Source organism: Leifsonia sp. Root227 (genome assembly GCF_001428745.1).
Taxonomy (GTDB): Bacteria; Actinomycetota; Actinomycetes; order Actinomycetales; family Microbacteriaceae; genus Leifsonia.
The window spans coordinates 503,767-527,513 of sequence record NZ_LMIO01000003.1 but is presented as its reverse complement, the minus strand read 5'-3'; the positions used below and the strand labels follow the sequence as shown (position 1 = coordinate 527,513).

At 68.8% G+C, this 23,747-nt stretch carries 19 protein-coding genes; 5 read left to right on the top strand and 14 right to left on the bottom strand.

The genetic code is table 11. From position 1 onward, the window contains the following. The first annotated feature begins 44 nt into the window (after window positions 1–44). Window positions 45–527, top strand: a complete 483-nt coding sequence (locus tag ASE16_RS12540) for a hypothetical protein (RefSeq protein ID WP_055895382.1) — start codon at window positions 45–47, stop codon at window positions 525–527. 24 nt (window positions 528–551) lie between these two features. On the opposite strand, the gene ASE16_RS12535 is transcribed toward ASE16_RS12540, so the two are convergent. From ASE16_RS12535 to ASE16_RS20140, 3 genes are all read right to left on the bottom strand, one after another. Continuing rightward, window positions 552–2,144 (bottom strand): long-chain-fatty-acid--CoA ligase, encoded by a 1,593-nt coding sequence (locus ASE16_RS12535; protein WP_055895380.1) that lies wholly within the window; start codon window positions 2,142–2,144, stop codon window positions 552–554. A 129-nt stretch (window positions 2,145–2,273) separates the two neighbouring features. Beyond that, window positions 2,274–2,564 (bottom strand): winged helix-turn-helix domain-containing protein, encoded by a 291-nt coding sequence (locus tag ASE16_RS20145; protein WP_055896466.1) that lies wholly within the window; start codon window positions 2,562–2,564, stop codon window positions 2,274–2,276. Between the two features lie 5 nt (window positions 2,565–2,569). Next, the gene (locus ASE16_RS20140; RefSeq protein WP_055895378.1) at window positions 2,570–3,199 is read right to left on the bottom strand and encodes a hypothetical protein; all 630 of its coding nucleotides are present in this window, start codon (window positions 3,197–3,199) and stop codon (window positions 2,570–2,572) included. A gap of 82 nt (window positions 3,200–3,281) precedes the next feature. On the opposite strand from ASE16_RS20140, the gene hrpA reads away from it, so the two are divergent. Continuing rightward, window positions 3,282–7,133, top strand: coding sequence for an ATP-dependent RNA helicase HrpA (gene hrpA / locus ASE16_RS12520; RefSeq protein WP_055895375.1), 3,852 nt, complete (start codon window positions 3,282–3,284; stop codon window positions 7,131–7,133). Between the two features lie 93 nt (window positions 7,134–7,226). Here the strand turns inward: hrpA and ASE16_RS12515 are convergent, their stop codons facing one another. The 3 genes from ASE16_RS12515 to ASE16_RS12505 are packed head-to-tail and all read right to left on the bottom strand — an operon-like array spanning window position 7,227 to window position 9,906. Continuing rightward, window positions 7,227–7,979 (bottom strand): amino acid ABC transporter ATP-binding protein, encoded by a 753-nt coding sequence (locus ASE16_RS12515; RefSeq protein ID WP_055895373.1) that lies wholly within the window; start codon window positions 7,977–7,979, stop codon window positions 7,227–7,229. 35 nt (window positions 7,980–8,014) lie between these two features. Beyond that, entirely contained in the window at window positions 8,015–9,001 is a 987-nt protein-coding gene (locus tag ASE16_RS12510) for an amino acid ABC transporter permease (RefSeq protein WP_055895371.1), read from the bottom strand. A 5-nt stretch (window positions 9,002–9,006) separates the two neighbouring features. Further along, window positions 9,007–9,906: an ABC transporter substrate-binding protein gene (locus ASE16_RS12505; protein WP_055895369.1), complete on the bottom strand. Its 900-nt coding sequence runs from the start codon at window positions 9,904–9,906 to the stop codon at window positions 9,007–9,009. Between the two features lie 232 nt (window positions 9,907–10,138). Here ASE16_RS12505 and ASE16_RS12500 point away from each other — a divergent pair, with 232 nt between their 5' ends. Continuing rightward, window positions 10,139–10,645, top strand: a complete 507-nt coding sequence (locus ASE16_RS12500) for a GNAT family N-acetyltransferase (RefSeq protein WP_235500481.1) — start codon at window positions 10,139–10,141, stop codon at window positions 10,643–10,645. Here ASE16_RS12500 and ASE16_RS12495 read toward each other — a convergent pair. From ASE16_RS12495 to ASE16_RS12470, 6 genes are all read right to left on the bottom strand, one after another. Further along, window positions 10,618–12,099 carry an aromatic amino acid lyase gene (locus ASE16_RS12495; protein WP_055895367.1) on the bottom strand — a complete coding sequence of 494 codons (1,482 nt, stop codon included), beginning with the start codon at window positions 12,097–12,099 and terminating at the stop codon, window positions 10,618–10,620. The genes ASE16_RS12500 and ASE16_RS12495 overlap by 28 nt on opposite strands. A gap of 13 nt (window positions 12,100–12,112) precedes the next feature. Beyond that, complete coding sequence (locus ASE16_RS12490; protein ID WP_055895364.1) at window positions 12,113–13,414, bottom strand: NtaA/DmoA family FMN-dependent monooxygenase; 1,302 nt, start codon at window positions 13,412–13,414, stop codon at window positions 12,113–12,115. A gap of 12 nt (window positions 13,415–13,426) precedes the next feature. Then, window positions 13,427–14,470, bottom strand: coding sequence for a PLP-dependent cysteine synthase family protein (locus tag ASE16_RS12485; RefSeq protein WP_082581423.1), 1,044 nt, complete (start codon window positions 14,468–14,470; stop codon window positions 13,427–13,429). Window positions 14,471–14,557: 87 nt separating this feature from the next. Beyond that, a complete protein-coding gene (locus ASE16_RS12480) occupies window positions 14,558–15,388 on the bottom strand; it encodes a sulfurtransferase (RefSeq protein WP_055895362.1) in 831 nt (276 codons plus the stop codon). Window positions 15,389–15,499: 111 nt separating this feature from the next. Next, window positions 15,500–16,489: a ribonucleotide-diphosphate reductase subunit beta gene (locus tag ASE16_RS12475; RefSeq protein ID WP_055895360.1), complete on the bottom strand. Its 990-nt coding sequence runs from the start codon at window positions 16,487–16,489 to the stop codon at window positions 15,500–15,502. Window positions 16,490–16,599: 110 nt separating this feature from the next. Then, a complete protein-coding gene (locus tag ASE16_RS12470; RefSeq protein WP_200949636.1) occupies window positions 16,600–19,071 on the bottom strand; it encodes a ribonucleoside-diphosphate reductase subunit alpha in 2,472 nt (823 codons plus the stop codon). Window positions 19,072–19,352: 281 nt separating this feature from the next. Between ASE16_RS12470 and ASE16_RS12465 the strand changes: the two genes are divergently transcribed. Further along, the gene (locus tag ASE16_RS12465; protein ID WP_055895358.1) at window positions 19,353–20,564 is read left to right on the top strand and encodes an MFS transporter; all 1,212 of its coding nucleotides are present in this window, start codon (window positions 19,353–19,355) and stop codon (window positions 20,562–20,564) included. 307 nt (window positions 20,565–20,871) lie between these two features. Here ASE16_RS12465 and ASE16_RS12460 read toward each other — a convergent pair whose 3' ends face one another. Both ASE16_RS12460 and ASE16_RS12455 read right to left on the bottom strand, forming a co-directional pair. Beyond that, a complete protein-coding gene (locus ASE16_RS12460) occupies window positions 20,872–21,855 on the bottom strand; it encodes an aldo/keto reductase (RefSeq protein ID WP_055895356.1) in 984 nt (327 codons plus the stop codon). Between the two features lie 87 nt (window positions 21,856–21,942). Next, window positions 21,943–23,043, bottom strand: coding sequence for an ABC transporter permease (locus tag ASE16_RS12455; RefSeq protein ID WP_157480369.1), 1,101 nt, complete (start codon window positions 23,041–23,043; stop codon window positions 21,943–21,945). Window positions 23,044–23,143: 100 nt separating this feature from the next. Between ASE16_RS12455 and ASE16_RS12450 the strand changes: the two genes are divergently transcribed. Continuing rightward, window positions 23,144–23,737 carry a TetR/AcrR family transcriptional regulator gene (locus ASE16_RS12450; protein WP_055895351.1) on the top strand — a complete coding sequence of 198 codons (594 nt, stop codon included), beginning with the start codon at window positions 23,144–23,146 and terminating at the stop codon, window positions 23,735–23,737. Window positions 23,738–23,747 lie beyond the last annotated feature (10 nt).

Genomic DNA, 23,747 nt, shown 5'->3' with positions numbered 1-23,747 from the left:
TCGGCGCATCCTGTGCGGCCGCCCTGTGCGCTAGCGTCGACAGCATGACGACGCGCGAGCAGGTCGACGCACTGGCCGAGGCCCTTCTGGCCGCGAACGGCGACCGGTTCGCCGCGGTGCGCGACCGGATGTTCACGCTGATCGACGCTGCAACCGCCGACGGGCATCCGCAGTCCACCGAACCCATCGCCGTCGCATCGCCAGAGCGCGCCGACGTGCTGTGCGTGTTCGCCTGCACCTGCATCGGCGCGAGCGAAGGACAGCCGATCACCCTGATCGCCACCAAGCTGAGCGCCGTCGCCCGCGACGAGGAGAGCACGGCGCCGACCGACGCGGAAGCGCTCGCGTTCTCGCTCGCGCTGCTCGGCGACGCCTGGTTCTCCCAGTCGCTCAGGGATGCGGCGGAGATCGCCGACCCCGCGCGCCCGACCAAGGGCGTGCGGCTCTACCTCTCCGGCGATTTCCAGCCCGGCGTCCCCGAAGTGTTCAGCGACTCGGTGGTGCCCACCGTGTCCACGCTGGACTAGGCCGCACTCGACTAGGCCGGTCGACTAGGCTCCGGTCGAATGGGCCCCGGCCGCGGCCGCCCCCTCCGCTTCGAACCGCGCCACCAGCTCGCGTTTCAGCACTTTCCCGCTCGGTCCGAGCGGCAGCGCCTCGAGGATCTCCACGCGCCGCGGATACTTGTATGCGGCGATGTGCTCCTGTGCGAATGCGACCAGGTCGTCGCCGTCCGCGCTCATCCCCGGCATCACCGTGACGACGGCCATCACCTCCTGCCCGTGCGTCTCGTGGCTCACCCCGAACACCGCGACCATCGCGACAGCGGGATGCGTCGACAGCACCTCCTCGACCTCACGCGGGTACACGTTGTAGCCGTTGCGCACGATCATGTCCTTCTTGCGATCCACGATCGTGATGTAGTCGTCCTCGCTCTTCGTCCCGAGGTCGCCGGTGCGAAACCAGCCGTCGACGACCGCCTCCGCATTGGCCTCCGGCAGGTGCAGGTAGCCCTTCATCAGGTTGTGCCCGCGCACCACGATCTCGCCGAGCTCCCCGCGCGGCAGCAGCTCGATCCTGTCGTCGACCTCTGCATCGGCGATCTCCACATCCACGCCCCAGATCGGCGTGCCGACCGTGCCGACCCTGGTCGGGCGGCCCCGGTGGTTGAACGAGGCGACGGGCGAGGTCTCGGTGAGGCCGTATCCCTCGTGCACGTCGATGCCGTACACCTCCTTCATCCGCTCGATGACGGCGACGGGGATGGCGGCTCCTCCGGACATCCCGTAGCGCAGCGGCGGCCGCTCCGGGTTGGACTTCGCCGCTTCGAGCAGCGCGATGTACATGGTCGGCACGCCGGTCATGATCGTGCACGCGTTGGCGTTGAGGAGCGCGAGCGCCGTCGCGCCGTCGAACTTCGGCACGAGCACGATCGCGGCGCCTGCACGGAAGCCCATGTTCATCACGCAGGTCTGGCCGAACGTGTGGAACAGCGGCAGACAGCCGAGGATGCGGTCGTCCTGGCCGATGTCGAGCGTGCCGGCCAGCAGCACGTTCACCTGCTCGACCAGGGAGAAGTGACAGCCCTCCGCGCCTTTCGGCTTGCCGGTGGTGCCAGACGTGTAGAGGATGGTGGCGGTGTCGAGCGGGTCGCGGGGCACGTAGGTGTCGACGGGCTCCGCCTCCCGCGCTTCGTCCTCGAGCCTGGCGAACGGCAGCTCGGCCGTCTTGTCGTCCGGCACGAGCACGGACAGGGTCTCGATGCCGGCGAGCGCTGCGCCCTTCGCGCCCTCCGCGAGCAGCGGCGCCGCGCAGATCAGCAGCTTCGCTCCACTGTCGCGCAGCACGTAGGCGATCTCCTCCGCCTTCAGCAGCGCGTGCACAGGCACGACGACCGCGCCGAGCGCGAGGACGGCGTAGTAGGCGCGAGGGAAGTCAGGCACGTTCGGCAGCAGCAGGGCGACGGCGTCCCCCTCCCCGATGCCGCGGGAGCGCAGTGCTCCTGCGTAGCGGCGGGTCTGCTCCCAGAGTTCGCCGTATGCGATCTGCTGATCGCCGAAGATCAGTGCGACGTTGTCCGGCATCCGGTGTGCCGTCTCTGCGAGGATGCTCGCAACCGACATCGTGGCGAATCCGTGGCTCATGCGTGTGCTCCCTGTCTCCATTGACAAAAGAACCCATTCGGGTTGGTACGAAACCTACTCCCGCAACCCCGCGCATCCCCTGCGAATCCGTGCACGGACTGCGCGTGTCCTGGCTGGCCGGGATGCGGCTCAGGGAGCGAGCAGGGCGCGGAGCGCTGCGGTGTAGTCCTCGAAGGCCCGGCGGCCGGTGCGGGAGAGGCGCAGGTAGGTGACGGGCGTGCGGCCTCGGTGCGTCTTCTCGACCTCCACGTACCCGGCGTCCTCCAGCTTGCGGAGGTGCGTGGAGAGGTTGCCCGCGGTGAGGTCGAGCAGCTCCTGCAGCCGGGGGAAGGCCATGCTGTCGCCCGGCGGCATGGTCGCGAGCGTCGCCGTGATCTTCAGCCGCACGGCCGGGTGGATGACCGGGTCGAGTTCGTCCACCTGCGTCACTTCCGCACGCGCGCGACGGTGACCGCTGCACCGACCAGGAAGGCACCACCGCCGACGACGGCCATCACGAGCAGGTTCCACGGAACTCCGGCGAACGGAGCCGCCCCACCGAGAGCGAGCAGGACCACGCCGATGACGAGCTGGATCCTGTCCTGCCAGATCGCCGCGCCGCCCAGGTAGAGGGCGCCGCACATCAGCGCGTACGCGCTCGGGAAATAGAGCGACGAGAGGTCGTCGGACAGCCCGTTGACCACCAGGCCTATCCCGAGGGCGGCGAAGGCGATGGCGCAGGCGCTCCATGAGACGCCGTAGACGATGCCGGAGAACGTGGACGGGCCGCGCATCCCCCTGCCGATGCGGGAGCCGATGAGGGCGGATGCCACGATCGAGCCGACGATGAGGACGGCGAAGACGATGCCGGCGAGCGGACCGGGGATGGTTCCGCTGAGTGGTCCCGTCGCAAGCCACAGCACGAGGTAGCCGATCAACCAGGCGAACCCCCACACTGCGTACAGCCAGACCACCGGACGTTCGAAGTCGCGGTCGACGCGGCGCTGCTGGTCGTCGATGATGTCGAGCCTGCTGCGCGGGTCTTCGGACTTCTCGTGCTGAGATTGTGTGTCCATATCGACTTTGTAGCACAAAGTAGTTTGCGCGCGCAATAGAAACTGGGAGTTTGCGCCGGGAACATGGGAGGATGGAAGGCTCATGTCTGCCACGATCACCTTTCCTCCCGAGCTGCCGGTCAGCCAGAAGCGGGACGACATCGCCCGCGCCATCCGCGACAACCAAGTGGTCATCGTCGCCGGGGAGACCGGCTCGGGCAAGACGACGCAGCTGCCGAAGATCTGCCTGGAGCTCGGCAGGGAGAACATCGGCCACACCCAGCCCCGCAGGCTCGCCGCTCGCACCATCGCGGAGCGCATCGCGGAGGAGCTCGGCGAGGAGGTCGGAGCCACCGTCGGCTACCAGGTGCGCTTCACCGACCGCGTCTCCTCTGACACCCGAATCAAGCTGATGACGGACGGCATCCTGCTCAACGAGATCCACCGCGACAGGATGATCCGCAAATACGACACGATCATCATCGACGAAGCACACGAGCGCAGCCTCAACATCGATTTCCTCCTCGGCTACCTCAAGCAGCTCCTGCCCAAGCGTCCGGACCTCAAGGTCATCATCACGTCGGCGACCATCGACCCGGAGAGCTTCGCGGCGCACTTCGCCTCCGCGGACGGCACCCCGGCGCCCATCGTCGAAGTCTCCGGCCGCACGTACCCGGTCGAAGTGCGCTACCGGCCGCTCGTCGCCGACGCGCTGACAGACGACGACAGCGACGAGGACGCCGACCCCGTCCCGTCCGCAGACCGCGACTACCTGCAGGGCATCAACGACGCCATCGACGAGCTGTCCCGCGAGGCGCCGGGCGACGTGCTGGTGTTCCTGTCCGGCGAGAACGAGATCCGGGATGCGGCAGACGCGGTCCGTGGACGCAATCTGCCTGGCACAGAGGTCCTCCCCCTCTACGGCCGCCTGTCGTCCGCCGAGCAGCACAGGGTGTTCCAGCCGTCGACCATGCCTGGCATCCGTCGCCGCATCGTCCTCGCCACCAACGTGGCGGAGACCAGCCTCACCGTGCCTGGCATCAAGTACGTGGTGGATGCGGGGACAGCGCGCATCAGCCGCTACAGCGTGCGCGCCAAGGTGCAGCGCCTCCCGATCGAGGCCATCTCGCAGGCGAGCGCCAACCAGCGCTCCGGCCGCTCCGGCCGCACCAGCGACGGCATCGCGATCCGGCTGTACTCGCAGGAGGACTTCGAGAAGCGTCCGGAGTTCACCGAGCCGGAGGTGCTGCGCACCAACCTGGCGGCGGTCATCCTGCAGATGATCTCGCTCGGCCTCGGCGACATCGCGGCCTTCCCGTTCCTCACCCCTCCGGACTCGCGCGGCATCAAGGACGGCCTCGACCTGCTGGCGGAACTCAACGCCGTGACGAAGACCAAGGACGGCGACAACGCTCTCACGAAGGTGGGCCGCCAGCTCGCCCAGCTCCCCATCGACCCCCGCTTCGCCAGGATGGTCGTGGAGTCGAAGCGGCACAGCACCTCCCGCGAGGTCATGGCGATCGTCGCGGGGCTCACCATCCAGGACCCGCGCGAGCGCCCGGTCGAGCGCCGCGGCACCGCGGACGAGCAGCACGCCCGCTTCGCCGATCCGACCAGCGACTTCCTCACCCTGCTGAACCTCTGGAACTACCTGGAGGAGAAGCAGAAGGAGCTCTCGTCGAGCGCGTTCCGCCGGATGTGCAAGGCCGAGTTCCTCAACTTCCTGCGGGTTCGAGAGTGGCAGGACGTCTACCGGCAGCTCCGCCAGCTCGCCAAGCCGCTCGGGCTCACCATCGGATCGCCTGCCGTCAACCCGGATGGGATCCACAAGTCGCTCCTCGCCGGTCTGCTCTCGCACATCGGACTGAAAGACCTCACGGCCTCCGGCAACAAGGGAGGAGCCCGCGGTGCCCGCTCCTCCGAATATCTCGGCGCCCGCCAGACTCGCTTCGTGATCTTCCCTGGATCCACCCTGGCCAAGAAGCAGCCGAACGCCCTGATGAGCGCGGAGCTCGTGGAGACGAGCCGCCTGTTCGCGAGGATGAACGCATCCATCGACCCTGCCTGGGCCGAGCCGATCGCCGGCGACCTCTGCAAGCGCAGCTACAGCGAGCCGCACTGGGAGAAGAAGCAGGGCGCCGTCGTCGCGTACGAGCGGGTCACCCTGTACGGCGTGCCGATCATCCCCCGCCGTCGTGTGCAGTACGCGCGCATCGACCAGGAGCTGTCGCGCGAGCTGTTCATCCGGCACGCCCTGGTCGAGGGCGAGTGGGACTCCCCCCAGGCCTTCGATCGCGCCAACCGGAAGCTGCGCGCCGAGCTGCGCGAGCTGGAGGAGCGCACCCGCCGCCGCGACATCCTCAACGACGACGAGGCCGTCTTCGAGTTCTACGACAAGCGCATCCCCACCGATGTCGTCTCGACGCGCTCGTTCGAGGGCTGGTGGCGCACCGCCCGGAACGAGACCCCCGATCTGCTGACCATGACGCAGGAAGCGCTGCTGGATGCGGACTCCGCGCCTGTGGACGACGATGCGTTCCCTCCGGTCTGGCGCCAGGGCGACCAGCAGCTCACCCTCCGCTACCGCTTCGAGCCGGGAGCGGAGGACGACGGGGTGACCGTGCAGATCCCGCTGCCCCTGCTGGCCGGGCTGCTGCCCGACGGCTTCGACTGGCAGGTCCCCGGTCTCCGCCACGACCTCGTCACCGCCATGATCAAGGCGCTCCCCAAGGCGATCCGCCGCCAGGTGGTGCCCGCCGCCGACTGGGCCTCCCGGCTGCTCGGCGAGCTGAGCGGCACGGCGGGTATGCACGCCCACGATGGAGAGAAGCCCGCTGCGACTCTCGCAGACACCCTCGCGGCGACGATCAGCCGGATGACGGGATCGCGGGTGAGCGGCTCCGACTTCGAGCGGGAGCGCATCCCCGCCCACCTGTCGCCGACGTTCCAGGTGGTCGGAGAGCGCGGCCGCCCGATCGCGTCCGGCAAAGACCTGGCGGCGCTCCAGGACCGCCTGCGCACGCGCGCCCGCGACTCGGTGGCGCGCGTGGCGGAGGCGCGCACGCCGAACGCGATCGAGCGGTCCGGCCTCACGACCTGGGACATGGACGAGCTCCCGCGGTTCCTCGACAGCACCCAGGAGGGCCCTGGCGGATCGAAGAACGTGATCCGCGCGTACCCGGCACTGGTCGACGACGGCGACAGTGTGAGCATCCGGCTGATGGGCACGCCGGCCGACCAGGCGAAGGCGATGCCGGGCGGGGTGCGCCGGCTGCTGCTGGCGAGCATCCCGTCTCCGGTGGCGTACGTGCAGCAGCACCTCACGTCGAACGAGAAGCTGACGCTCGCCGCGAGCCCCTACCCGAACACCAAGGCGCTGTTCGACGACTGCCTGCTCGCGGTGATCGACAGCGTGCTGTATCGGATGAAGCCGGACGGCCAGGTGTTCATGCGGGCCGAGTTCGAGGCGGTCCGCGACCGCGTCTCCGGCATCGTGATGGACTCGATGTTCACCACCGTCGCCCTGGTCACGCGCATCCTGACCGCCGCCCGCGCCGCGGAGAAGGCGATCAGCGGGGCGACCAGCCTGGTGTTCCTCTCGGCGCTCAACGACGCGAAGGCGCAGCTCGCCGGCCTGGTCTACCCCGGCTTCGTCTCGGCCACCGGCCTCGACCAGCTGCAGCACCTCCCCCGCTATCTCAACGGCATCAGCCAGCGCATCGCCGCGCTGCCGGTGAACCCGGGCCGCGACCGGGCCTGGCAGACGCAGGTGGAGACCGCGGTGGCGCTGTACACCGAGGCCGGCGGCCGCATCCCGCTCGCGCCGCACTCACCCGAGAACATCGTGCACGCCAGGTGGATGCTCGAAGAGTTCCGCGTGAGCCTCTTCGCCCAGTCCCTCGGCACCGCCGAGTCCGCCTCCATCCAGCGCCTCCGCAAGATCCTGGGCGCCTGACGACGCCATCGAGCCGGGACTTGTGCACGCGACACGCCGTGTCGGAGTGTGCACAAGTCCCGGCTCGATTGCTTGGGGGACGGGGCGAGGGGGCTAGAGCACCTTGGAGAGGAAGGCCTGGGTGCGCTGGTGCTGGGGGTTGGCGAGGACCTCGCGCGGGTCCCCCGACTCGACGACGACGCCGCCGTCCATGAAGACCAGCTCGTCGGCGACCTCGCGGGCGAAGCCCATCTCGTGCGTGACCACGATCATGGTCATACCGGATGCGGCGAGCCCCTTCATGACGTCGAGCACCTCACCGACGAGCTCGGGGTCGAGCGCCGAGGTCGGCTCGTCGAACAGCATCAGCTTCGGGTCCATCGCCAGCGCCCGCGCGATGGCGACGCGCTGCTGCTGACCTCCGGAGAGGTGCGCAGGGTAGTGATCGCCCTTGGTGCCGAGCCCGACCCTGGTCAGCAGCTCCTGCGCGCGGGCGACGGCCTGCGCCTTCGGAACGCCCTTGACCCTGATCGGCGCCTCGATCACGTTCTCCAGCGCCGTCATGTGCGGGAACAGGTTGAACCGCTGGAACACCATGCCGATCTCGCGGCGCTGCTTCGCGGCCTCCTTGGGCTTCAGCTCGTAGAGCTTGTCGCCGTGCTGCCGGTAGCCGACCAGCTGGCCGTCGACCGACAGGCGTCCGGCATCCACGCGTTCGAGGTGGTTGATGCAGCGCAGGAAGGTCGACTTGCCGGAACCGCTCGGGCCGACGATGCACAGCACCTCGCCAGGGTTGACCGACAGCGAGATGCTCTTCAGCACCTCGTTGGAGCCGAAGCTCTTCGAGACGCCGTCGGCGAGGACCATCGGGGTCCCCGGCGTCGAGGGGGAAACGCGGTCGCTCATCCTTTACCTCCCAGGTCGTTGCCGGGCGCGCCTGCGACGGGAACGGCGCCGGTCAGGGCGGCTCCGTCGCCGCGGTCCGGCCTGCGTGCGTTCACTCCGCGCGAGAACCGGCGCTCGAGGAAGTACTGCCCCACCATCAGGATCGAGGTGAAGAGCAGGTACCAGCAGGAGGCGACGATCAGCAGCGGCACCGGCGTGTATGTGACGGCGGAGATGTCCCGCGCGACGCCGTACAGGTCGGTGGTCAGCGGGATGGCCGCCACCAGCGATGTGGTCTTCAGCATCGAGATCACTTCGTTGCCTGTCGGCGGGATGATGACGCGCATAGCCTGCGGGATGACGATGCGGGTCATCGTGCGGCCCCAGCCCATCCCGAGCGCTGTCGCCGCCTCTTCCTGGCCGGAGTCGACCGAGAGGAGCCCGGCGCGCACGATCTCGGCCATGTACGCCGCTTCGTTGAGCGCGAGGCCGATGATGGCGATGATGAACGCGTTCTGCATGAACGCCAGGTCGAAGGACACGCCCCAGTCCGTCCACGGCACGCCGAGGAAGATCTTGGGGTAGATCAGCGAGAACAGGCCCCAGAACACCAGCTGGACGTACACGGGGGTGCCGCGGAAGATCCAGAGGTAGAGCCAGGCGATGGACTTGACCACCGGGTTCGGCGACAGCCGCATCACGGCGAGGCAGAGGCCGAGGATCACGCCGATGATCATCGAGTAGACGGTCAGCTGCAGGGTGACGAGCGCGGCGGCGCTGATGCGCTTGTCGAAGATGTACTTGCCGACGTACTGCCAGCCGTACGCCTCGCGCTGGGACGCGTCGATGATGAACCAGACGACCAGCAGGATGAGCACGACGGCGAAGACGATCCGCCACGGGTGCTTGAGCTTGATGGCCTTGATCGGCTCTGACGTGGGAGGAGCGCCGGCCGGCGACGGGATGGAGCCCGTCGCCGGCCGGTCCTGGTTGCCCAGGGACATGTCACTCAGCCCTTCGAGGCGGCGTTGAGGTCGGCCGTGGTGACGGCGCCGTCGGAGACGCCCCACTTGTCGAGGATCTTGCCGTACGTGCCGTCGTCGATCAGAGCCTGGACCGTCTTCTGGAGCACCTTCGTGAACTTGGAGTCCTTGGCGACGGGCAGACCGTACGGGGCGACCTCGAAGGCCTTGCCGGCTGCCTGCAGCTTGCCGCTGGACTTCGAGATGGCGTACAGGGTGACGGGCGAGTCGGCGCTGAGGGCGTCGGCCTGACCGAGGACGACGGCGTTGGTCGCCGCATCCTGGGTGTCGAAGCGCAGCGCCTGGATGGCGGGCTTGCCGGCGTCCGTGCACGCCTTCGACTTGGCGGGGACCTCGTCGGTGTCCTCGTAGGTGGTGGCCTGGACGGCGACCTTGAGGCCGCAGGCGTTGTCCGGGTCGATCGTCTTGCCCTTGGCGGACGCCCACATGATGCCGGCGGTGTAGTAGTTCACGAAGTCGACCTGCTTCTCACGCTCGGTCGTGTCGGTGAACGACGACATTCCGAAGTCGTCCTTTCCTCCGACGACGCTCGGGATGATGTTGTCGAACTTGGCGATGGCGTAGTTGATCTTGAGTCCGAGCTTGGCGCCGATGGCGTTGGTCAGCTCGACCTCCCAGCCGGCGGGCTGGCCGCTGTCGTCCTTGTACTCGTTCGGCGGATAGGTGTTGTCCATGCCGACGGTGAGCACGCCGGCCTTCTTGATGTCGGCGGGCAGCTGACCGGCGAGGGCGTCGTCCTTCTTCACGCCGGACGCGCTCGACGGTGAGCTGCTGTCGGCCGGAGTGGAGTTGTCGACACAGCCGCTGAGCGCAAGCGCTGCAACGGCGGCGATGGCGGCCACGGAGGCCACGGATCGGATGCGCATAATGGGGTTCGTCCTTCTTCCTGTGCAGGAGATGCAGGTGCGGGTGATGGGAGCATACCTCAGCCGCAGGGCGGTTCATTCACACTAAATCACGCGTGCAACGCAGTTTTTCACGGAGATTTCCGGCAGGTTTCGGGATTTATTGCACTGATTCCGCAGCCAGACACACTTAACCACGACGAAGTCCGGGCCGGTGATGCACGAGACGCGCCTGCCGGGATATCGTCGTTTGGTGACCGAACACACTGCCGACTTCGCCGCATCCGCCGTCGTGCTCGTGACGACCCCGGACGACGCCCTCGCCGCCCCGCTGGTCGCCGAGCTGTCGCGGGAGTACGACGAGCGCTACGGGCTGAACGACGGCATCCCGTCGTCCGTCGAGTTGTCCCGCTACCCCGCCGAGCGCTTCGCCGCCGACCACGGAGGCACGTTCATCCTGCTGCTGGTGGACGGCGAGCCTGTCGCGGGCGGCGCGTTCATGCGCGAGGACGACGCGACCGTCGAAGTGAAGCGGGTCTGGACGCACTCGGCGTATCGCCGCCGGGGGCTCGCCAGGCGCGTGATGGCGGAGCTGGAGGCGGAGGCCGAACGGCGTGGCATCCGGAACATCGTGCTGACCACGGGCGCCAGGCAGCCGGAGGCGGTCGCGCTGTACCTCTCCCTCGGCTACGAGCCGCTGTTCGACATCGACGGCGACTGGGAGGCCGTCTCCTACCTGGCGTTCCGCAAGACGCTCTGAGCGGTCTCCGCGAGCGTTGCCGCGGGAAGAGCGTCGTCGACCAGCGCGGAGAGCGACGCCTGCAGCGCGCCCGTGCGCGCGCCCGTCGCCGTCGCACCGCCGACACCGAGCAGGTCGGTCGCGTGCAGGGCCTCGATCGCGAGAACCTCGCCGGTGAGCGCGAGCGAGCGCTGCGCGAGCTGGAGAGCGACCGGCGCGAGCGTCGCGTGGTCCTCGACGCCGGAGAGCGTGGTGATTCCGAGGGTCACCGGTGCCGCGAGCTGGCGGAGCTCCGCGACGGCGGCGGCTGCCGCGTAGAGCAGCAGGCCGGGGATGCGCGTCTCCCCCGCCGCGCGCGACGGCGCGAGCGCGAGCGAGTGCGCCGCCGTGCGCCGCTCCGACGCCGACGCGACGTGCGCGAGCACCAGCCGCAGGTTCTCGAACGCGAGAGCGAGCGGCAGCGCCTGGAAGTTGCCGCCGGACACCATGCGACCGCTCGGCACGTCGACCACCGGATTCTCGCTGCGGGCGGCGAGTTCGAGGTCGAGTTCGGCGCGCAGCCGGTCGACGGCCTCGCGCAGCGCACCGTGGAGCTGCGGGGCCGTGCGGAAGGCCAGAGGGTCCTGCACGCTCACCGTGCGTCCTGGCCGTTCCAGGGCTCCGCCTGCGACAGCATCCCGGATGCGCTCCGCTGACGCCCGCTGACCGGTCCCGCCCCGTGCGTCGGCGACGACAGTGCTGTACGGGCTGAGGTTGCCAGCCGGCGATGCCGCGCCGACCGCTTCGAGCGACAGGGCCACCGTGAGGTCGGCCGCCTCGGCGAGTGCGGCGGCGTCAGAAGCGACAAGCGCACCGACGCCGATGCTGTACGCGTTCGCGCTGAGCACGGCGATCCCTTCGTGCGGGGCGAGGGCGAGCGGGGCGAGGCCCGCGGCCGCGAGCGCTTCGGCAGCGGGACGGGGCGGACCGTCGCCGCCATCGCGGAGCACGAGGCCGTCTCCGGTGACAACGGCCGCCACCTCTGCGAGCACGGTCAGGTCTGCCGCCCCCACCGATCCGCGCCGCGGCACCACCGGATGCACGCCGGCGTCGAGCAGCGCGGCGTACGCCTCCGCCAGCTCCGGCCGCACTCCAGCGCCTCCGCGGGTGAACCCGGCGAGCCGCGCGGCGATCACCGCGCGCACCTCGCGCGCCGCCAGCGGCTCGCCCGTTCCGCCGCGGTGGTTGGCGATGGTGCGGCGCTGGAACTCGGCGAACCCGGCCGGGTCGACTGCCGCATCCCGGCCCGCGCCGAGTCTGCGATTGAGACCGTAGACGGGCTCCCCCGCCTCGATCGCCCGCTCGACGACAGCGCGCGAGGCGGCCAGGGCATCCCGCACCTCGGCGGAGAGCTCCACCGTCGCGCCGTCGGCGATGGCGACGATGTCGTCCGTCGTCGGCGCGTCCGTCGTGAGCACGATCACGCGGCGCGACATCAGACCATCCCCGTCAAAACGCGAGCAGGTTCTGCCGGAGCCCGCTGCCACCGAACTCCGTGCGGATCAGCCCGCGGCGGCGCAGGGCAGGCACGAGTGCGTCGAGCGTGCGGTGCACGTTCGCCGGGTGCACCTGGCCGGTGAACAGGAAGCCGTCGCCGCCGACCGCGGCCCCGAGCTCGCCGAGGTGGTCGGCGATCTCGTCCGCCGTACCGACGATCGCCAGCCCGTCCTTGCGCGCTCTGGCCTGCAGGATCTCGCGCAGCGTCGATCCCTCCGGCGCCGACTTCACGAAGTTGTCGAGCGTGCCCTGATTGCTGTTCGTGCTCAGCTCCGGCAGCGGAGCGTCGAGGTCGAACGCTTTGAAGTCCACACCGCTCAGGTAGGAGATGGACTGCAGCGCCTCGTCGATGGCCGCCTGCGTGAGCTCCGCCCTGGCCGCCTTGACGCTCGCGGTCTCCTCCGCGTTCGCCGTGACGATCGGGTTGACGACGAACAGCACCTTGATCGAGTCAGGATCGCGCCCGGTGGATGCGGCGACCTCGCGGATGCTGTCCCGGTACTCCCGCATCCGCTCAGGGGTGGAAGCGAGCGCGAGCACCACGTCCGAGTTCTTGCCTGCGAAGTCGCGGCCACGCCCGGAGGCTCCTGCCTGCACCATCACCGGCTCCTCGGCGGCCGGTGCGGTGTTGAGCGGGCCGCGCACCTGAAAGAACCGGCCGTCGTGGTCGATGGTGTGCACCTTGCGGAAGTCGGCGAACACGCCGCGCTCCGTGTCCTCGAGGATCGCGTCCGGCTCCCAGCTGCGCCAGAGCTTGCGGACCACATCCACCCACTCGTCGGCCCTGTCGTAGCGGAGGTCGTGGTCGACCTGCTTGTCGAGACCGTAGTTCTGCGCCGCAAGGTCTGAGCCGCTGGTGACGACGTTGAAGCCGAGACGTCCTCCCGCGAAGTGCTGCAGGGTCGACAGCAGGCGCGCGGCGGTGAACGGCTCGTAGAAGCTGGCGCTGAGCGTCGGCACGATGCCGAGATTGCTCGTCGCCCCGAGCAGGTACGGCACCAGCGGAAGGGGGTCATGCTTCGGCACGAAGCGGGCAGCGGACAGGTTGACCTCCGCCGTGCCTCCGTAGGTGTCCGGGACGGCGACGCCGTCCTCGATGATGAACAGGTCGAACCCGCTCGCCTCGAACACGCGAGCGGCGTCCTGGTACACCTGCGGCTGCTTCCAGTCGTAGCCGATGCCGTAGCTGGGGTCGCCCCAGCCCTGAACACCGAACCCGGCGCCGAGGAACCAGCCGAAGTGGAGAAGACTCATGAGTGCTTTCTGTCAGTCAGCGCCCAGCCCGGACTCGGCAAGCCAGTCGGGGTCGAACGCTTTGGTGAGGTAGTTGATGCCGCCGTCCGGGGCGATGGCCACGACCACGGAGCCCGGACGCGCATCCCGTGCCGTGCGGAGGGCGACGGCGACGGCGAGACCGGACGACGGCCCGAGCAGCAGCGCCTCCTCTGCGGCGAGCCTGCGGACGGTCGCGTAGACCTCGCGGTCGTCGATCGTGCGCACCTCGTCGAGCACGTCGGAGTCGAAGGTGTGCGGCCACCACTCGCGCGGCCACGCGGAGCCGACGCCGTCGACCAGGATGCGCCCTGGCGCTCCGCCCGCGTACGTCGAGCCGACCGGGTTCGCACCGATCACCCGCACGCCGCCCGAGCTCACGTCTTTGAGGAACCGCCCGGTGCCGCTGACGGTGCCTCCTGTGCCGATGGAGGCGACGAAGTGGGTGACGCTTCCCGCGGTCTGCCGCCAGATCTCCGGGCCGGTGCCCTGGTAGTGGGCGGCGGGATTGGCCGCGTTGGCGAACTGCGCAGGACGCCACGAGCCCGGCGTCTCCGCCGCGATCCTGTCGGCGACGGCCCGCGGGTTGGCCGGATCGTCCGGTCCGGCCTCCCAGTCGGCGACGACCAGCCGCGCTCCGTATGCCGTGAGCACCTTGCGCTTCTCGTCGGAGATGTCGCTGGCGTGCACGATGACGACAGGATGCCCGGTGAGGCGCCCGATCAGGGCGAGGCCGATGCCGGTGTTGCCGCTCGTCGCCTCGACGATCGTCCCGCCTGGCGCGAGAGCTCCATCGGCCTCCGCTGTGCGGATCATGTTCAGCGCGATGCGGTCCTTGGACGAGCCGCCGGGGTTGCGCCCCTCCAGCTTGACGAACACCCGGGATGCGAGACCGCGCGTGAGCGACCGCAGCTCCACCACCGGGGTGTTGCCGATGAGGGAGGCGACCGAGTCGAAGACCTCGCCGGACGCCGCGAGCGCAGCGTCCGCGCCTGCGGTGCCGATCGGCCCGGCTGGGCGCACATCCACGGTGGTCATGCAGAGACACTAGGCGCGCATCCCGTGGCCGTGCACGGCTGTTGCCGACTGTTACGTCACACGCCGTAGCATCCGACGCGGCCGGGGTCAGGCGCCCATCGCCACCGGCCGCTGTGCGTCGTTGGACCACGCGGAGAACGAACCGGGATACAGCGCTGCGCGGAAGCCGGCGACCTCGAGTGCGAGGATCTCGTGGGCGGCGGTCACCCCGGAGCCGCAGTACACGGCGACCGGCGCATCCTGGGTGACCCCGAGCGCCGCGAACCGGTCGGCCAGCACGTCGGCGGGCAGCAGCATTCCATCAGCGGCGAGGTTCTCTGTCGTCGGCGCGCTCACCGCGCCGGGGATGTGACCGGCCCGCGGGTCGACAGGCTCCACCTCGCCACGAAAGCGCTCACCTGCGCGGGCGTCGAGCAGCACACCGGCCGCGGGGAAGCCGGCCGCGCTGTCGGCGTCGATCGTCGGCAGCGCGCCGTACGCGACGGTGGCCGTCCCCCGCTCCGGGATGTTCGCCGCCGTCTCCAGCGCTCCGCCGGCCGCGCGCCAGGCCGCCAGCCCACCGTCCAGCACGCGCACGCTCGCGAATCCGGCGTGCCTGAGCAGCCACCAGGCGCGCGCAGCCGAGGTGCCGGAGACATCGTCGTAGACCACGACCTCGTCGCCGTCGTTGAGCCCCCAGCCGCGCACCGCATCCTGGAAGTCCTCCGGCGTCGGCAGCGGGTGGCGACCATCCGTCGGCAGCCCGTGCCCGGCCAGCTCGGTGTCCAGATCGACGTATACCGCTTCGGGAATGTGGCCGGCTGCGTACTCCTGCGCGCCGGGAGGGCCGCCGAGCTTCCAGCGCACGTCGAGCACCCGCGGTGGCGTGGATGCGGTCAGTGCGGCAGCGAGGGAAGCGGCGTCGATCAGGTGCGTCATGCCCTCCATCCTCGCGCATCGTCCGGCGGCAGAGGAGCAGCGGCCTGGCGCACAGCGAGAACGGCGCCAGAGGATCACTCCCCTGCCGCGCTGGCTGCCGTGCTCTGCGCCTCAGTGGCCGGTCGACGCCTTCGCGTTCGACTCGTACGAGGTGTTGGTGGACTCGAAGAAGTTCACCAGTTCGAGCGTGTCGTTCGCCGTCGCCATCCACTTGGCCGGGTTGGCGACCTTGTACTCGGCCTCGAAGCCGAGCTCTTCGAGTCGGCGGTCGGCCAGGTAGCGGACGTACTGGTTGATGTAGTTCGCGTTCAGGCCAAGGATGCCGCCGGGGAGGAGGTCACGGTTGTACTGCTCCTCCATCTCGACCGCATCCAGGATCATCTGACGGATCTCACCGGCGAACTCCGGGGTCTGCAGGTCCGGGTTCTCCTCGAGCACGGTCAGGATGAGGTTGATGCCGAACTTGAGGTGCAGCGACTCGTCGCGCACCACCCAGTCGATCAGCGAACCGAAGTTGCGCAGCAGGTTCCGCTGACGGAACGACAGCGCCACCATGAAGCCCGAGTAGAACCAGATGCCCTCGAGGATCACGTTGTACGCGACGAGGTTGCGGATGAAGTCCTGCTTGCCCTCTGTCGTCGTGATGTCGAGCGCCTGCTCGGTCATCCGCTTGATGAACCGGACCTCGAACTCCTCCTTGCGGGCCATCGACGGGATGTCCACGTGAGAGTTGTACGCCTGCTCGCGGTCGATCGGGAACGTCTCGAGGACGTACTCGAACGACATGCAGTGGTTCGCCTCCTCCCACATCTGCTTGGCGAGGTACAGGTGCGCCTCCGCCGCGTTGATGTACGGGTATACCCCGAACGCGAGAGCCTTGTTCACCAGGAGCTCGTTCGGGTTGAAGTAGCTCATCAGGAAGGTGACCGCGTGACGTTCCTCGTCGGTCATCTTCTTGAAGTCGGCGATGTCCTCACCGAGCTGGATCTCGTTGGGGAACCACGTGTTCGCCACGGCCTGGTCGTACAGGTCCATCGCCCACTTGTACTTCACCGGCTTGAGCAGCAGGCCCTCTTCGATTCCCGTTCCCAGGATGCCCATCGTGTTTCTTCTCTCTCTTTCGGGTCAGCCGGCTACTGGCAGGATTCGCACTGCAGGTCGTCCATCGGGTCGACCGGAACGTAGTACTCCTCGATCTTGGTGGTGTTCATTTACTTCTCACCACCCGTCGACAGTCCGCCGAAGCCGAATCCGCGGCGAGCAGGTGCCGCCGGCGCTTCCGCCTTCTCCGTGGATGCGGCGGGTGCGCCTGCACCGACCGTTGCGAAGCCCTTGCGGCCACCGGAGATCTCCTCGGCCTTGTTGACCTTGACGGTCGACTGCTCTGCCTGGTGGCGGGGCTTCATGTGCAGGTAATAGGTGGTCTTGACGCCACGCTCCCACGCTGCGTAGTAGATGTCCATCATGTCGCCGATGTCCCTGGTCTCCAGGTACATGTTGCGGCTGATGGCCTGGTCGATCCACTTCTGGGCGCGGGCTGCGACCTCGAGGAACGCGTACGGCGAGAGCTGGAAGCTCGTCTTGAACGCGGCCTTCAGGTCGTCCGGGATCTCTGCGACGTTCTGGATGTCGCCCTGCGAGCGCAGGATCGACTCGCGCGTGGTCTCCCACAGGCCGCGGGCCTGCAGCGCCTCAACCAGGTTGCGGTTGACCTCGAGGAACTTGCCGGACGATGTCGAGCGGCTGAAGATCTGCGAGAACTGCGGGTCGAAGCCGGGCGTGGTGCCGGCGACCAGGCCGATGGATGCGGTCGGTGCGATGGCCATGAGGGTCGCGTTGCGCATCCCGCCCTTGACCTTCTCGCGCAGGCTGTCCCAGTCGAGGCGGGTGGTGCGGTTGACCTTGATCGGAACGCCGCGGTCCTGCTCGGTGAGGGCGATCGAGTCGAACGGGACGAGCCCCTGCGACCAGCGCGAGCCGTCGAAGTTCGGGTATGCGCCGCGCTCCTTCGCCAGGTCGGCGCTCTCGTCGATGGCCGCGTACGAGACGTGCTCCATGATCTCGTCGATCAGGTCGTACGCCTCTTCGCTCTCGTAACTGAAGCCGAGCCGCTCGACGATGTCGGTGAAGCCCATCACGCCGAGGCCGATGGCGCGGTTCTGCTTGTTGGAGAAGTCGGCCTCGTCGACGCTGGAGATCGTGATGTCGATCAGGTTGTCGAGCTGGCGGACGGCGCTGCGGGCGCTCTCCTCGATGCGGGCCCAGTCCATCTTGCCGTCGACCAGGTGGCGCGACAGGTTGATCGACGCCAGGTTGCAGACGGAGACGTTGTCGCGGTCCTGCGGGAGGGTGATCTCCGTGCAGAGGTTGGACAGGTGGATGGTGCCGGTGTTGTTGTTGAGGGCACGGTTGTTGATGGTGTCCTTCCAGGTCAGCCACGGGTGGCTGGTGGTCTGGAGGCTCATCAGGATGTCCTTGAACTGCGAGCGGGCGCTGATCTTCTTGAACATGTGCAGGCGACCGGCCTCTGCCTCGCCCACGTAGAACGCGTAGCGCTCGGAGAACTCCTTGCCGTACAGCTCGTTGAGGTCGGAGACCTCCAGCGGGTCGAAGAGGTACCAGTCGCCGTCGTTCTGCACGCGCTTCATGAACTCGTCGCTGATCCAGACCGCGGTGTTGGCGGTGCGGGTGCGGCGGTACGGGTCGCCGGAGTTCTGACGCAGGTCGAGGAACTCCGGGAAGTCCATGTGCCAGTTCTCCATGTAGAAGCAGAGGGCGCCGAACTTCTTTCCACCCCGGCTGACCGCGCGCAGCACGGAGTCGATCGTGTGCATGAACGGGATGGGGCCGGTGGAGGTGGTGTTGTTGGAGCGGATGGGCGAGCCCTGGGCGCGCAGCTTGGTGACGGAGAGGCCGATGCCGCCCGTTCCCTTGGTGAGCCACATGACGTCGCGGACGCTCTTGGCGATGTGCTCGATGTCGTCCTGCATCTCCATGACGAAGCAGTTGGAGAGCTGCGGGTATGCGGTTCCCGCGTTGACGAGCGTGGAGCCGGCCGCGAGGTATTCGAGCCGCGACATCTTGTCGTAGAACGCGAGAGCGTGGGTGGTGGGGTCCGCCTCGTTGAGCGACAGGCCCATCGCGATGCGCATCCAGAAGTACTGCGGGACCTCGAGGGTCTCCCCGTTGCGCGCCTTGATGCCGTAACGGTTGTTGAGGGTGACGACGCCGATGTACTTGAGCAGCCCGTCGCGCGACGGGTCGAGGTGGCCGGCGAGGCGGTCGAGGTCGAAAAGGTCGGTGAAGCGCGGCTCGAGGAGCTGCTCGGAGACGCCGCGCTCGATGTATGCGCGGAAGTGGCTGGCGTGAAGAGCAACGAGCTCGTCCTGGCCCTCGTAGTCGCCGAGGACGCGCTTGTAGATCGTCTTGAGCAGGAGGCGGGCGGCCACGGTGTCGAACGCGGGGTCGTCCTTCACGTTCTGCAGCGCGACCTGGATGACGGCCTCGTCGAGCTGCTGGGTGGTGATGCCGTCGAACAGCGTCAGCTCGAGCTCGCTGGCGATCTGGGTGACCCAGGTGATGTTCTCATCGAGGCCCTGCGCGGCGCTCTCGATGGCCAGGTTGATCTTGTTCGCGTCGTACGGCTCCCGTTCGCCGTTGCGCTTCACGACAGTGATGGCCACTTTCTCTCCCTCTCAATGTGCCGCTCTGCCTGAGCGGCGAAGTCTGCACTCCCCGCGGGCGCGCACGGCGCGCTCGCAAAAACCCCTTGTCACGGCCGAAATCCGCTGGGCGAGACCCGCAGTGCGTTTCGGCGTGTGACCACTATATAGCGGGGGTCCGACATTTATCGAACCCCATATCTAGTGGGCGTGTCATCCACAGGTGTGCATAACTTATGCACTTTTCCACAGCCTGTCCCGCCCCTTGGCGAAGCGCATCCCACCGATAGACTTGACCTCTTGTGAGCACGTATTCGAGCCTTCTCAAGACGCCGGGCGTCACGCGGATCATCGCTGCCCAGCTCCTGGCCAGGTTCCCGTTCGGGATGCTCTCGCTCGCGTTCCTGCTGCACATCGAGCACGTCCACCACTCCTACGGCGCAGCGGGGCTCGTGCTCGGCGCGATGAGCATCGGGCAGGCCATCGCCGGGCCGATGACGAGCCGCTTGATGGGCATCCTGGGGATGCGCGTTGTGCTGTGGACCACCCTGATCCTGTGCGCGGCGGCCGTCGCCGCGATCGGCGTCTTCGTCATGCCCATCCCGGTGACGATGGGCGTGGCGTTCTTCGCCGGGCTCAGCATGCCGCCCATCCAGCCTGCCGTCCGCACCATCTACCCCAAGATGGTCAACTCGCGTCAGCTCACCCCGCTGTTCTCGCTCGATGCGTCTGCGCAGGAGATCATCTGGATCGCCGGCCCCGTCGCCATCACCTTCGTCGCCACCCAGATCGGCACGGTGCAGGGCATCCTGATGTCGGTGGCGATCATGCTGCTCGGCGGCCTGTGGTTCATCTCGTCGCCGGAGGTCGGGAGGGTGCGCATCCCGCGCAGCAAGCGCCGGTTCGGCGTGGTGCTCGCCCGTCCTCCCGTGCTGCTGGCGACGGTGGTCGGCTTCCTGCTGATCGGGTCGTGTGCGGCGATCGAGGCCGGTGTGGTCGCGAACTTCGGCGAGGGTTCGCCATTCGCAGGCATCGTGTTGGCGATCTGGTCGCTCGGCTCCCTCGTCGGCGGCCTGGCCTTCGGGCACGTCCCGATCGGGCCGTGGGCGACGGCGCGGCGCATGTTCATCGTCTTCGTGGGTGTCGTCATCTCCACGTTCATGCTCGGCTCCTGGTGGGGCCTCTCGCTCACGCTCATCGTCGCCGGCCTCGGCATCGCACCGGCACTGGCCGTGCTGTTCGCGATCGTCTCGGCGAGCGTGAAGTTCTCCGACACGGCGGAGGCGTACGGCTGGGTGGGCACCGGCCAGCTCATCGGCGCCGCCCTGGGTTCCGCGCTCGCGGGCTTCCTCATCGACGGCAGCGGAGCGATCGGTGCGTTCTGGGTGGCCGGCGCCTTCGCGCTCGTCGGCTTCATCGTGCCAGCGCTGGCCCACCGCATCCACCCCGACCTCCGCGGCCGCGACGCCTCTCCCATCCCGGACACCGAGCCGGTCCCCGTCCAGCCCTCCTGACCGCGCACGCCGCGCTTGCGCGCCCGCCGGCTCTCCGTCCAGACGGAGACCCGGCGCGCCACGCCGCCGGAAACTCCGTCGCTACGGAGAACCGGCGCGACGCCGCCCAAAACTCCGTCGTTACGGAGAACCGGCGCGACGCCGCCCAAAACTCCGTCGTTACGGAGAACCAGCGCGCCACGCCGCCGGAAACGCCGTTGGGACGGAGAATGCGCGGCGGGCGGCCGCGTTCTCCGTCCCAACGGAGAGGGGGCGTGGCGTGTCGCCGCGTTCTCCGTCCAGACGGAGAACGCCGCAGACGGCCGCCCTACCAGCGCGGGTGCACGACGGCGCGGAAGCGGCGGTCGTAGATGTCGCGGACCGCGGCCTCGAACGGGGCGCCGAGCGGCGCGGCGGAGCCGGCGGCCGCGTTGGCGCGCGCCTGCTCAGGCGACCGTGCGCCAGGGATGACGGTGGAGACGCCGTCCTGCTGGGCCACCCAGGCGAGCGCTGCCTGCGCCGGCGTCAGGCCGGACGGGACCAGCGCTGCGAACTCGCGCGCGGCGCCCACGCCCTCGTCGAAGTCCACGCCGGAGAACGTCTCTCCGACGTCGAACGCCTCCCCGTGGCGGTTGTACGCGCGGTGGTCGTCGGCGGCGAACACGGTGTCGGGCGTGTAGCGACCGCTCAGCAGCCCGGACGCGAGCGGAACGCGGGCGATGATGCCGACGCCGGCCTCCCGCGCTGCGGGAAGCACCTCGTCGAGCGGCTTGAGGCGGAACGCATTGAGGATGATCTGCACCGTCGCCGTGCCTGGCCGCGCGATCGCGGCGAGTGCCTCGTCGCAGGTCTCCACGCTGACGCCGTAGTTCGCGATCGCCCCGTCTGCGACGAGCGTGTCGAGGGCGTCGTAGACCGCATCCGTCGAGAACACCGGGGTCGGTGGGCAGTGCAGCTGCACCAGATCGAGCGTGTCGACGCCGAGGTTCGCGCGCGAGCGGTCCGTCCACTCGCGGAACTTCGCCAGCGTGAAGTTGTCAGGGTCCTGCGCCTCGCGGCGGCCCATCTTGGTCGCGACAGTCAGCGGCGCCTCGGGATGTGCGGCCCGGTATGCGCCGATCAGGCGCTCGCTGCGCCCGTCGCCGTAGACGTCCGCCGTGTCGAAGAAGGTGACGCCCGCCGCGACCGCCGCGTCGAGGACGGCCAGGGCGTCCTGCTCACTCACGTCGCCCCAGTCCGCTCCGAGCTGCCAGGTGCCGAGTCCGATGACGGAGACCGTGCGGCCCGTCCTGCCGAGTGTGCGCTGTTGCATACCGCCAGGCTACGCGAATCACTCGTGCCGAATCGCCGTGCGCCCCAGGCTGTCACGGCGATCCGGCACGACCGGCTGCGGAGCCGCTCAGGCGAGCTGGAGTACGTGCTCCTCCTCGTGCTCCGGCACCGCGGCCGCGACGACCTCCTGGTTGCGGAAGTGCCCCGCGATCATCGCGACCACCCCGACCAGGCTCCACCCGACGAGCACCAGCCACGGGAACAGGGTGTCCGCATCCGGGAAGTACGACAGGTCGCGCACCAGCGTCGCCGACGCGCCTGGCACGAACCATTGCCCGATCGCACCCCACGGCGCCGCCATGAACTGGATGGGCTGAGCGGCGGACGACAGCGGGTTGCCGATCAGCATTGTGAGCACACCGCCGACGGCGATGCCGGCGCGCCCGATCAACGCGTTCATCCCGACGATGAACGACGCCGTGGCGAACATGGCGAGCCCGACGGCGAGCGCGTTCACCCAGAAGTCACCCTGCAGCACGCCGAACCAGCCCTGCATGATGCCGACGATCCCGAATCCGCCGACCACACCGTATGCGGTCACCGCGGCGAGCCGTCGCCAGCTCCCAGCGACCAGGAAGGAGATGAGGATGCCGCCGACCAGGCCGCCGAGGACGAGGGGGAACGCCGCGGCGGTGAGTCCGAGGCCGCGCGCGTCTGTGGAGGCGAGCGGCACGACGTCCGTCACCGTGACCGTGATGGTCGGCTCGACCGTTCCCTGCGGGGCAGCGCCGGCAGCGACGGCCTTCTGCACGGCCGCGGCGGCCTGCGCGTTGGCCTGCGTCTGCAGCTGACCGGCGAGCTGGCCGAGGAGCTGGCTGACGGCTGCTCCGTTGGCGGATGCGGTGAGCACCTCCGGCTGCGCCCCGAGCACGATGGCGCCGTACGCATCCCTGGTCTGGATGCGGCCGACGGCCGCGGCGCGGGAGTCCACCGTCGTCACGTCGAAGACCCCGTGCGCGCTCGTGTCGAGCGTGGTCCGCACGGCGGCGACCTGCGCGCTGTCGCCCGCGATCGCGATGGGGACGTCTTTCACCGACGAGGTCATCGTGGGCCAGACGAAGGCGAGGAGCACCACGCCGACGATCACGGCGGCCGCGACGGCGATGGCGATGGCACGACCCCACGGGGTGTGCGGGATGCGGATGGGCTGCTGCGTGGACGTGGTCACGACGACCTCCAAATAAAAAGAATGTTCGTTCTTTATTGTGAGCCCGCCATCGGCTACTGTCAAGAATGAACATTCTTTTTTCGAGGAGAGCGAGCAGACGATGCCGAAGGTCAGCGAGGCCCACCGCACGGCCAGACGCCACGAGATCGCCCAGGCCGCGCTGCGCTGCTTCGCCAGGAACGGCTTCCAGGGCACCTCGATGGCCGACATCATCACCGAGTCCGGTCTCTCCGCCGGCGCCATCTACGGCCACTACAGCAGCAAGAACGAGCTCATCCATCTGGCGATCATGGAGGTGCTCGACGCCCGCTTCCTCGAGCTCGCGGAGGCCAGAGCGCACTCTCCGCTCCCCTCGCCGGGCGAGATCATCGGTCTGCTGCTCACCGGCATGAAGGCGCAGGTCGGCGAGCTCGGGATGCTCGTGCAGGTCTGGGGCGAGGTCGCGCACGAACCGGAGCTGCGCGCCATGACAGATGCGATCGGAGCCAGGGTCAGCGGGATGCTCACCGACTACCTCCGCGCCTGGTACGCCCACTCGCTCGGCGCGGACGCCGAGGAGGCCGGGCGCCTCGCGGAGAAGTACACGTCGCTCTACGTCGGGATCGTGCAGGGCTACGTCACGCAGTCGACCCTGTTCAGCCACTTCGACGGCGATGCGTACCTCGCGGCCGCATCGAGCATCCAGCCGGCCTGAGCGCGGCCAC